The organism is Ramlibacter sp., from assembly GCF_013697775.1.
Taxonomy (GTDB): domain Bacteria; phylum Pseudomonadota; class Gammaproteobacteria; order Burkholderiales; family Burkholderiaceae_C; genus Ramlibacter.
Map to the genome: position 1 here is coordinate 1 of NZ_JACCWG010000063.1, position 8,754 is coordinate 8,754.

The following is an 8,754-nucleotide window of genomic DNA, read 5'->3' on the forward strand; positions in this document are numbered from 1 at the left end:
GCGCAGCAGGGGCTCGCCCCTGCTGCGCGAAAGAAGCGCTGACAACCGAATCCATTGAAATCATTCCCCGCCTCCGACCGGCCAGGATTGTTGACGCCGAGCGGACAAGATAGTTGACGCCGGCCAATTCGCAGTACACGCTGCACGCCGCCGCGAACGGCGGCTCAGATCCTGGCGCGCGCCCAGCCAAACCCTTGTCGATCGTGTAGGAGCGGCACGTCTCTCCGAGGCACTTCGCGAGGAGAGGCATGTGCTTGTCCCGGTAGTAGTCATGGTCGAAACGCATGCCCGGCTTGAACGGGTAGAGCACGTTGAACTTGATCATTCGGCAGGTCCTTGGCCGATGCGGCCTGTTGGTGGAAAAGAGACATCAGCGGCCCTGCGCATCGGGGATTTCGGCAACCACCGACGAAGCTGACTTCGCCGCGGATTGAAGGGCTTTCGTCAGCATCGCGCGCCGTGCGGCGAATTCCGCAGTCGGGACAGCCAGGCCGATCGCCGCGAGCATTTGCCCCCCGCCGTCGACCACCGGCGCGGAGAGTCCCACCACGCCATCTGTGAACTCATCTTGCGAATAGGCAATCCCTTCCAAACGTGCACTGCTGATCTGGCGATGGAGCTCTCCCAGTGAACGGATGGAGCGTCTTGCCAGCGGCAGCAACTCGACGCGTTCGAAGTAGCTCTCGAGTTCAGCGGAGGACAGGCGCGCCAGGAAGAGCTTGCCCGCCGAACTCGCGTAGAGGGGAGCGCGCACGCCGTCGTGCAACGGCAGGCCCGAGGCGCCCTTGATGCGATGCACCCGCTCGACCAGGTCACCTTTCAGCAGGTTGAGCGCACACGATTGTGAGGTGGCGTCGGCAAGGTCCTGCATGGCCGGCTGGGCGCAGGCGATCAGCCGCTGGACGTCCAGGCCGAACGCAATCAGCTGGTGCGCCGCACTGCCGAGCCTGAAGGGCCCGCCCTCGCCCATGGATTCCACATAGTCGCGGGACTGCAGCGTGCGCAGCAGCTGCGTGAGGCTGCTCTTCGGAATCGACGTGCGCCACGCGATGTCCGAATGGGACATCGGCTGGCTCGACTTGGCCAGGCATTCCAGCAGGTCCAGCGTCCGGCTCGCGGACTTGACGCTCGCCGATCTCGCCTGCTGCACGTCGGTCTTGCGGGATTTCATCCGGTGGCCCACCCCAATGCGCCGAGAGGAACGCGGTGGCCATCTTAATCGCCCATCCCGGCAATGCACGACACGGCCGCGCAGGCCGTCGCCATGTGCGGGCCATGGTTGATCCCGGGGCCGGGGTAAGCGCCGCCCATCATGCTGGCCCGGTCTGCGCCGACAACGTACAAGCCCGCGATGACCGACCCATCACCCCGCAGCACGCGAGCGCAGGTGTCGGTGAGGATTCCGTCATAAGTGCTGAGGTCGCCGACAGTCAGCCTGACCCCGTAGAACGGCGCGATGTCGATGGGCGCGACACAGGGGTTCAGGGCGTGCGCGGGGTCACCGAGGTACCTGTTGAAGGTCGTCGTACCGCGGCCAAACACAGGGTCAGGCCCAGCCGGGCTTGTTCGTTGAATGCACGCACGGTCGATGCCAGCGCCGGTCCGTGGACGCCCATCGCGGCACCGAGTTCCTCCAGCGTCGCGGCGCGGTGCAGGTAGCCGCTTCGGATGTGTTTTTGCAGGGGAATGGGATATGGCTTCACGTAGCCCAGGCCGTACTTGCGGATGGCCCGCTCGTCACAGACAAGCCAGCAATGGGGCTGCATGCCGGCGCACGCACGGATCAACGCGATGCCGACGTCGTGGTACGAGTTGGATTCGTTGGTGAAGCGGCGGCCGTTGTCCAGCACGGCAATCACGCCCGGCTTGTAGCGGTCCAGCAAGTGGGGAAAGGGACGCGTGCTCCCGTCAGGCTGCGGCACATGCGACACCGGCATCCACGCGGCGGGCTGGCGCCTCGGCGCGGCCATCCGTCCGCCCACCGAGCGGGCCAGCCGGATCCCGTCGCCGCAGACCGACGCGGGCGTGATCGACACATGCGAGGCGGCGTCGGGGAGGTGCGCAAAGCGTTCACTGACCGCCTCCCGGTCGTGGGAGAAGCCGCCCGTGGCAATGATGACCGCGCGTCGCGCCCGGATTCGCCTCGGCCCGCCTGCGCCTTGCGCCATGACACCCACGACGCGCTGTCCGTCCATCTCCAGCGAACGGGCCGCGGTGCTGGAGTGGACAGGCACGCCAAGGTCGAGCGCCGACTTGAAAAGCCGGGCCGCCAGCGCATGCCCTCCGGTTGCGCGGATCGAACTGCCATGGCGCAGGACTTCAATGAAGTGCGAAAGCAGCCGGCGTGCAACGAATCGGAATGAGTGGAGGGACTTCGTCGCATTGAAGAAGTGCTTGAGCTCCCCGTTCGACGAATTGAAGGTCATGCCGAGAAAGGTCAGTGTGTCCAGCGGCGGGCGCAGCCGCCTGCGCTGCGGGCCCAACGCACGCAAGTCGAACGGTTTGGCGATGACTGCCCGGCCGACGCGTGCGCCGCCTGGCGCATCCGCGTGGTAGTCGGGATAAGAGGACGACGTGAACTGGACGCAGGTGTGCCGCTCCAGCTGGTCGATCATCAGCGGCCCGTATTCCAGCAGGCTCGCGAGTTCCCGCGGATCGAATCCATCACCGATCTCGCCGCGCAAATACGTCTCGACCCGGCCAGCGTGGTCGCTCGGGTCCTGTGCAAGTCCATGACGCGACAAAGGCACCCACAGCACCCCGCCCGAAACGGCGGTCGTCCCACCGACAAGCGGGTCCTTCTCCAGCACCACGACGTCCAACCCGCGGAGCCGCGCGAGCACGGCGGCCGTCAGCCCGGCCGCGCCGGAGCCGACAACCACCACGTCGACCTCCTGGGCGGGGCCGCTGTCCACCCCAACGGCTTCATTCGGCACGGATGTTTCTGTCCTTGATCACGCGCCCCCAATACACCGCCTCGTCCACGATCGTCTTCTGGAATGCGGCGGGCGAGCCGCCGGCCGCGGCAGCACCGAGCTCCTTCGCCCGTGTCGTGAATGGGCTGGCCTGCACGACCTTGTTCAGTGCCGCGTTCAGCTGCTGGACGACGGGCTCCGGGGTGCCCGCCTTGGCCACCAGGCCGAACCAGGCCGAGAAGTCGAGTCCATGGATGCCTTGCTCGTCGAAGGTCGCAACGTTCGGCAGCACCGCCATCCGCTCGCGGCTGGACACCCCGAGCGCTTTGAGCTTGCCCGATGCAAGCTGTGCCAGCGACGACATCAGGACGTCGAAGTAGACCTGCACCTCACCGGCAAGCAGTGCGGTCAGCGCGGGGCCGGAACCCTTGTACGGGATGCCCGTCATGAAGGTGCCGGTCGCCTGCTTGAGGATCTCGGCGAACAGATGCGGACCGGTCCCGCTGCCGGCAGTGGCGTAATCGATGCGGCCAGGCTTTTCCTTGGCCATCCGGACCAGGTCGGCGATCCGGTTGCCGGGGAACTTGTCGCTGACCGCCGCCACGTACGGGCTGCGCGTTGCCATCCCCACGCCTCGCAGGTCGCGCGCGACGTCGAACGACACCCGGGGGTAAAGCCATTTCGCGGTCGTGACCGCGTTCGAGGCCAGCAGCAGCGTGTACCCGTCGGCCGGGCGCGCGAGCATTGCTTCAGTTGCGATGAGTCCACTGGCGCCGGGCCTGTTCTCCACGATCAGGGACTGCCCGAGTTCATCCGTCATCCCCTTGGCCAGCAGCCTCGCCGTGATGTCGGCGGCGCCACCGGGCGCGAAGGGGACGAGCAAGGTGATGGGTTTGGCTGGGAAGGCCTGGGCCCGTACGGAGGTCAGGCCGGCGATTGCCGCGATGGACGTGAGTGTTTGTCGACGGTTCAACATGGTCGTGCGCCTCGTCAGGTCGTGGTTTCGATGAAATGGTCCGCGTGGTCGTCGATGCTCACGAAGCCGCCCCTTTGCCTTAGTGCGGCTCGCACCGTTTCCGCGGCCACGCTGGCCGTACCGGAGCGGGCCTGCAGGGCTGCGATGACGCCCGCGGCTTCGCCCAGTGCCATGGCCGTCCCCATGTGGCGCGCGCCACCGTTCGCGGCGCGCGTGGCGGAAATCGCGCGGCCGGTGACGACGAGTCCCTCTTTGCCCTGGGGCAGCAGGCAGCGCATCGGGATTTCGAAGGGCTGCTGCGGGACATGCAGCGCGATGCCCGTACCGCCCGCCTCGTGGATGTCCAGCGGACCGGCGCCCAGTGCGATCGAATCGGGGAAGCGGATGGCGCCAAGGATGTCGGCTTCGGTCAGCGTGTACTGTCCTGCGATCCTGCGCGTCTCGCGCACTCCGATGTGGCCCGCAATCGCGGCCAGGACCGCGTTCTGGAAGCCAGGGACCCTCTCGCGCAGGAAGGCCACGATCGACTGCACTTGCCGGCGCCCTTCCAGCTCCGCGCGCGTGAGGTCCTCGGCGTTCGTCGCATCGAAACCCGAGACGCGGCTCATCAGGCAGATCGCATCGGTGTTGCCGGGCGTGCTGCAAAACGACAGGCTCTCCCAGTAGATGCGCCCCTGTGAAAGTCCCTCCAATGCCAATTCGCGTTTCCTGTCCCGTGGCGTCGAGCGGAACGCCGCGACGTCCACGTTGGACAGCCGAAACATCAGGGTGAGCGGCTGGGCCTGCCGCAGGCTCGCCACTTCCGCAGGGGCCATCTCGACTCCGGCTGCGTGCGCGACGACGGCATCTCCGGTGGCATCGATGACGACCTTCGCGGCCACCGCCGCGCGGCCGGCGCAGTCCTCGACCACGATCCCCCGGACGCGTCCGCCCTCCTGGATGGGCGCCACGACCCGGCTGTGCAACCGTAGCTGCACACCCGAGGCCTCCACCAGCCGATCGCAAGCGATCTTGACCACCTCTGGATTGAAGGCGAAATGGACGATGGGGATGGGGCTCGCACTGGCCTCCGCCATGAGGTACTGCTTGAAGCCTTCGCTGCCACCGAGGGACACGACCAGGTCGGCCAGTTCGCTTGCGATGCCGCCGACGACCCGGCGGCGCCGGTTGAAGAACCCGATCCACTGGGCCACCATGCCGTAGGTGCCGGTGCCGCCCATGCAGTTGGCACGCTCCACCAGCAAGGTGGAGGCGCCGGCCCTCTGCGCCGAGAGCGCGGCAATGAGCCCCGAGGCGCCGCCGCCCGCCACGATCACGTCGTATTCGGCGACCACGGGGGTCGCCAGGTTTTCAAGGTAGTACATCCACGGCCAATTTCATCGGATTCGCAGGAAATGAATCCTAGGAGCGCCGGCTGCCTGGAAGTGCGTGGTGTTCACATATGTGAACGACTGGATGGGCCTCGGGCCGGCGAATCACCCATCCTTCGGTGCCCATCTGACATGATGCGTGCCGATCGCGAAGCTGAGAGGAGGCGAGGAAATGCAGCAATTGCCGCGCATGCATGCGGTTGTCATCGCTGGAGCGGGGCCGACGGGCCTGACGCTCGCGGGTGAGCTGGCGCTGGCGGGCGTCGACGTTGCAATTGTCGAGCGCCGGCCGAACCAGGAGCTTGCGGGCTCGCGCGCCGGCGGCCTGAGCGCACGCACGCTGGAGGTGTTCGACCAGCGCGGGATCGCGAACCGGTTCCTTGCGGAAGGACAGATCGCCCAGGTCGCGGGCTTCGCGGTCACGCGCTTGGACATCAGCGATTTTCCGACCCGGCACAACTACGGACTCGCGCTGAGACAAAAGCATGTCGAGCGCATCCTCGCCGGCTGGGTCGGCGAGCTGGGCGTGCCGATCTACCGCGGGCAGGACATCACCGGGTTCTCGCAAGACGAGAGCGGTGTCGACGTCGCAACGTCCGGCGGCCCGCTGCGCGCGGGGTATCTCGTCGGCTGTGACGGCGGCCGCAGCCTGGTCCGCAAAACGGCCGGCATCGAATTTCCAGGATGGGACGCGACCACCAGCAGCATCCTTGCCGAGGTGGAGATGGCCGAGGAGCCGCCCTTTGGCGTTCATCGGACGGCACAGGGTGTTCATGCCTTCGGCAGGGAAGAGTACGAAATCCGCGATGGCAAGGTCATTTATGCGACCCAAGGTCCCATCGGCGTCATGGTGACTGAAGCGAGCGTCGGCGCCACGACCGAGCCCACGCTGCGCGATCTCAGCGAAGCGCTTGTCGCGCGCTGGGGAACGGATTACGGTGTCCGCAACGCCACCTGGATGTCCCGGTTCACCGACATGTCGCGGCAGGCGGCAGCGTACCGCAAGGGCCGGGTTCTCCTGGCCGGCGATGCGGCGCATGTGCATTCGCCGGTAGGCGGACAAGGCCTCAACACGGGAGTGCAGGATGCGGTGAATCTGGGTTGGAAGCTGGCCCAGGTGGTGAAAGGAACATCGCCCGACAGCTTGCTCGACACCTATCACGCCGAGCGGTATCCGGTTGCGGCCCGCGTGCTGCGCACGACCATGGCACAGGTTGCGTTGCAGCGGACCGACGACCGCACGGAAGCCTTGCGCGACATCGTCCTGGAACTGCTCGGCATGGAAGAGCCTCGCAAGACGATGGCTGCCGAAATGTCCGGGCTGGGTCTGCGCTACGACCTCGGTGAAGGGCACCCGCTGGTCGGTCGCCGCATGCCCGACCTCGACCTTGTCACCGCCCACGGCCCCGTGCGGGTCTTTGCTCTCTTGCACCGTGCGCGGCCGGTGCTGCTCAACCTGGGTGAGCCGTGCGGCTTCGACATCACGCCATGGGCGAGTCGCGTGCAGCTGGTGGATGCCAGCTACGCCGGTGCGTGGGAGCTTCCAGGGGTCGGCGCGGTCCCCGCGCCAGCCGCCGTCTTGATCCGGCCCGATGGCTACGTGGCTTGGGTCGGAGACTCGCGCCAGCAGGGGCTTGCCGGCGCGTTGACCACATGGTTCGGATGACGGTCAAAGCACGCTGTAGATCCGGAAGTCGACCTGCGCCGGCGACATCTCGTTGTAGGCGACCAGGACAAGGTCGTTCACCCACAGATAGCGCTCATCGGAGGTTTCCAGCTTGGGCGTGGTCCGCAAGTACGTTTCCGCGAAGGGAAGCCGCTCGCCTTTCGCAAGTCGTTTCCTCCCGTCGGCCGGCAGCCTGGCGATGCCCTTCGATTCGAAGTAGATCAGCGCCCCATCGTCGGTGCGGAGTGCACCGCGGATGTCGAGCCGGCTGATGCCGTCGCTTCCGATCAGGACCCAATCGACGCTGCCCGGCAGGAACTCGCCGCGCAACCGTGGCCCATCGAGCCGGCCGCCTTTGCCGATGTAGGGAACCAGGGTGCCGCGTGGCGTGGGGATGGCCAGCGGCGACTCCAGCTGCACCCGCAGGTCGCAAAGATGCCGCACCGGCAGGGCCTCGAACACCGGTTGCCCGAAAAGGAGCTGCTCGCCTTGCGCCGCGCTCATGCCGTGGACTCCATGGCCGCTTTGACCTGCGCGAAATCGAAGAACGTGTCCTTGCGGGCCACGAGTCCGGCGTCGTCCACCTCGACGACGTCGAGCGCGTGGAACCCGCGCCGCTCCTTGCCCTCGGGCTGGAACGTCAGCGTCCAGTCGAGCGTCCAGTGCGTGTCCCCCAGCAGGAGGCGATGGATCTCGACCCCGAAGTTGGGGTAGCGCTCGAAAATCCCGGCAAACTCTTTCTGCAATGCGGGCTTGCCCTTCACCTGCGCGCCACGGCCATGCGCCTGGAAGGTCGAGTCCGGCGCGTGCAGCGCCACAATTGCCTCGGGATCGCGGGCGATCCAGGCCGCGGCGTAGCGATCGGCGATGGCGGCAAGATCGTGTTGGGTCGGTTCAGACATGTGAATCCTTTTGAGGTTTGCGAGCTCAAGAGACTATCCTATGATTTTCATAGGCACAAGGGGTATGATGAAAAAGGAACAGGACACGGTGTGTCCGATCGCGCTTGCCCAGAGGATCGTCGGCGATCGCTGGACCATCCTGGTCATCCGTGAATTGCTCCTCGGAAACCACCGCTTCGAGGAGATCCAGGCGCAGACGCAAGCCACGCCGCAGATGCTGGCGAGCCGCCTGAAGAAGCTGGAATCGGACGGAGTGATCGAGCGGCGGCCCTACAACGACAGGCCGCCGCGGCACGAGTACCACCTGACCGACATGGGCATCGCCCTGCACCCCGTGCTGCTGGCACTGCGCGCGTGGGGCGAGACCTGGTGCAAGTCGAAAAAGCAGGAAATCGCCATTCACTACACGCACATTCCGTGCGGCAAGAACCCCGGCCTGGGTCCCACGTGCAAGGCATGCGGCGAGGTGCTGCGCCGGCAGGATCTTTCAGCGAAGCTGAGCAAGTCCTTCGACGCGGAGCGGCAGGAGCGCACGGGTGCGCCTGGGCGCCGCCGCGACGAGGAGGCGCAGGCTGGCTGAGGAGACGCGTTCGCTCCTTGCCCCTTCCTCCTCAGCGCAGGATCTTCTCCATCTTCCGGCCCTTGGCGAGCTCGTCGATCAGCTTATCCATGTAGCGGATCTTTTGCATCAGCGGATCCTCGATGTCTTCCACGCGGACACCGCAGACCACGCCCGTGATCGCCGAACAGTTCGGGTGCATGGCCGGTGCATCGGCGAAGAAGGTCGCGAAGTCGCTCGCGCATTCTCGGCGCGCGCCCGCTGCGTTGCGACGCGGGTGCGTTCCGCCACGTCGCGGATGAAGCTGTGTTCCTCCGCGGTCCACGCCCGCGCGTTTGCATCGTTGACGAACAGCACGGCGACCAG

The 8,754-nt window shown here is 66.4% G+C and carries 11 protein-coding genes; 2 read left to right on the forward strand and 9 right to left on the reverse strand.

Going from position 1 to position 8,754, the window contains the following annotated elements; genetic code table 11:
* The 6 genes from H0U68_RS03590 to H0U68_RS03615 form a co-directional block, all read right to left on the reverse strand.
* Positions 1 to 325: EthD family reductase (locus H0U68_RS03590; protein ID WP_296352793.1), on the reverse strand; the 325-nt coding region annotated here is incomplete at its 3' end.
* Positions 326 to 370: 45 nt separating this feature from the next.
* A complete protein-coding gene (locus H0U68_RS03595) occupies positions 371 to 1,171 on the reverse strand; it encodes an IclR family transcriptional regulator (RefSeq protein WP_296352794.1) in 801 nt (266 codons plus the stop codon).
* A 44-nt stretch (positions 1,172 to 1,215) separates the two neighbouring features.
* Complete coding sequence (locus H0U68_RS03600) at positions 1,216 to 1,542, reverse strand: FAD-binding protein (RefSeq protein WP_296352795.1); 327 nt, start codon at positions 1,540 to 1,542, stop codon at positions 1,216 to 1,218.
* Positions 1,482 to 2,936, reverse strand: a complete 1,455-nt coding sequence (locus H0U68_RS03605) for an FAD-dependent oxidoreductase (RefSeq protein ID WP_296352796.1) — start codon at positions 2,934 to 2,936, stop codon at positions 1,482 to 1,484. Before H0U68_RS03605 ends, H0U68_RS03600 begins: the two co-directional genes overlap by 61 nt.
* Positions 2,926 to 3,891, reverse strand: coding sequence for a tripartite tricarboxylate transporter substrate binding protein (locus H0U68_RS03610; protein ID WP_296352797.1), 966 nt, complete (start codon positions 3,889 to 3,891; stop codon positions 2,926 to 2,928). The genes H0U68_RS03605 and H0U68_RS03610 overlap by 11 nt, the downstream gene beginning before the upstream one ends.
* 14 nt (positions 3,892 to 3,905) lie before the next feature.
* Complete coding sequence (locus tag H0U68_RS03615) at positions 3,906 to 5,255, reverse strand: FAD-dependent oxidoreductase (protein WP_296352798.1); 1,350 nt, start codon at positions 5,253 to 5,255, stop codon at positions 3,906 to 3,908.
* Between the two features lie 178 nt (positions 5,256 to 5,433).
* Here H0U68_RS03615 and H0U68_RS03620 point away from each other — a divergent pair, with 178 nt between their 5' ends.
* Positions 5,434 to 6,927 carry an FAD-dependent monooxygenase gene (locus H0U68_RS03620; RefSeq protein ID WP_296352799.1) on the forward strand — a complete coding sequence of 498 codons (1,494 nt, stop codon included), beginning with the start codon at positions 5,434 to 5,436 and terminating at the stop codon, positions 6,925 to 6,927.
* A gap of 3 nt (positions 6,928 to 6,930) precedes the next feature.
* Here H0U68_RS03620 and H0U68_RS03625 read toward each other — a convergent pair whose 3' ends face one another.
* Positions 6,931 to 7,431: a DUF3237 domain-containing protein gene (locus H0U68_RS03625; protein ID WP_296352800.1), complete on the reverse strand. Its 501-nt coding sequence runs from the start codon at positions 7,429 to 7,431 to the stop codon at positions 6,931 to 6,933.
* Positions 7,428 to 7,829: a nuclear transport factor 2 family protein gene (locus H0U68_RS03630; protein WP_296352801.1), complete on the reverse strand. Its 402-nt coding sequence runs from the start codon at positions 7,827 to 7,829 to the stop codon at positions 7,428 to 7,430. Before H0U68_RS03630 ends, H0U68_RS03625 begins: the two co-directional genes overlap by 4 nt.
* A 64-nt stretch (positions 7,830 to 7,893) precedes the next feature.
* Between H0U68_RS03630 and H0U68_RS03635 the strand changes: the two genes are divergently transcribed.
* A complete protein-coding gene (locus H0U68_RS03635; protein WP_296352802.1) occupies positions 7,894 to 8,409 on the forward strand; it encodes a helix-turn-helix domain-containing protein in 516 nt (171 codons plus the stop codon).
* Positions 8,410 to 8,440: 31 nt separating this feature from the next.
* On the opposite strand, the gene H0U68_RS03640 is transcribed toward H0U68_RS03635, so the two are convergent.
* Positions 8,441 to 8,754 (reverse strand): DUF2200 family protein (locus tag H0U68_RS03640; protein WP_296352803.1); only part of this gene is annotated, 314 nt, incomplete at its 5' end.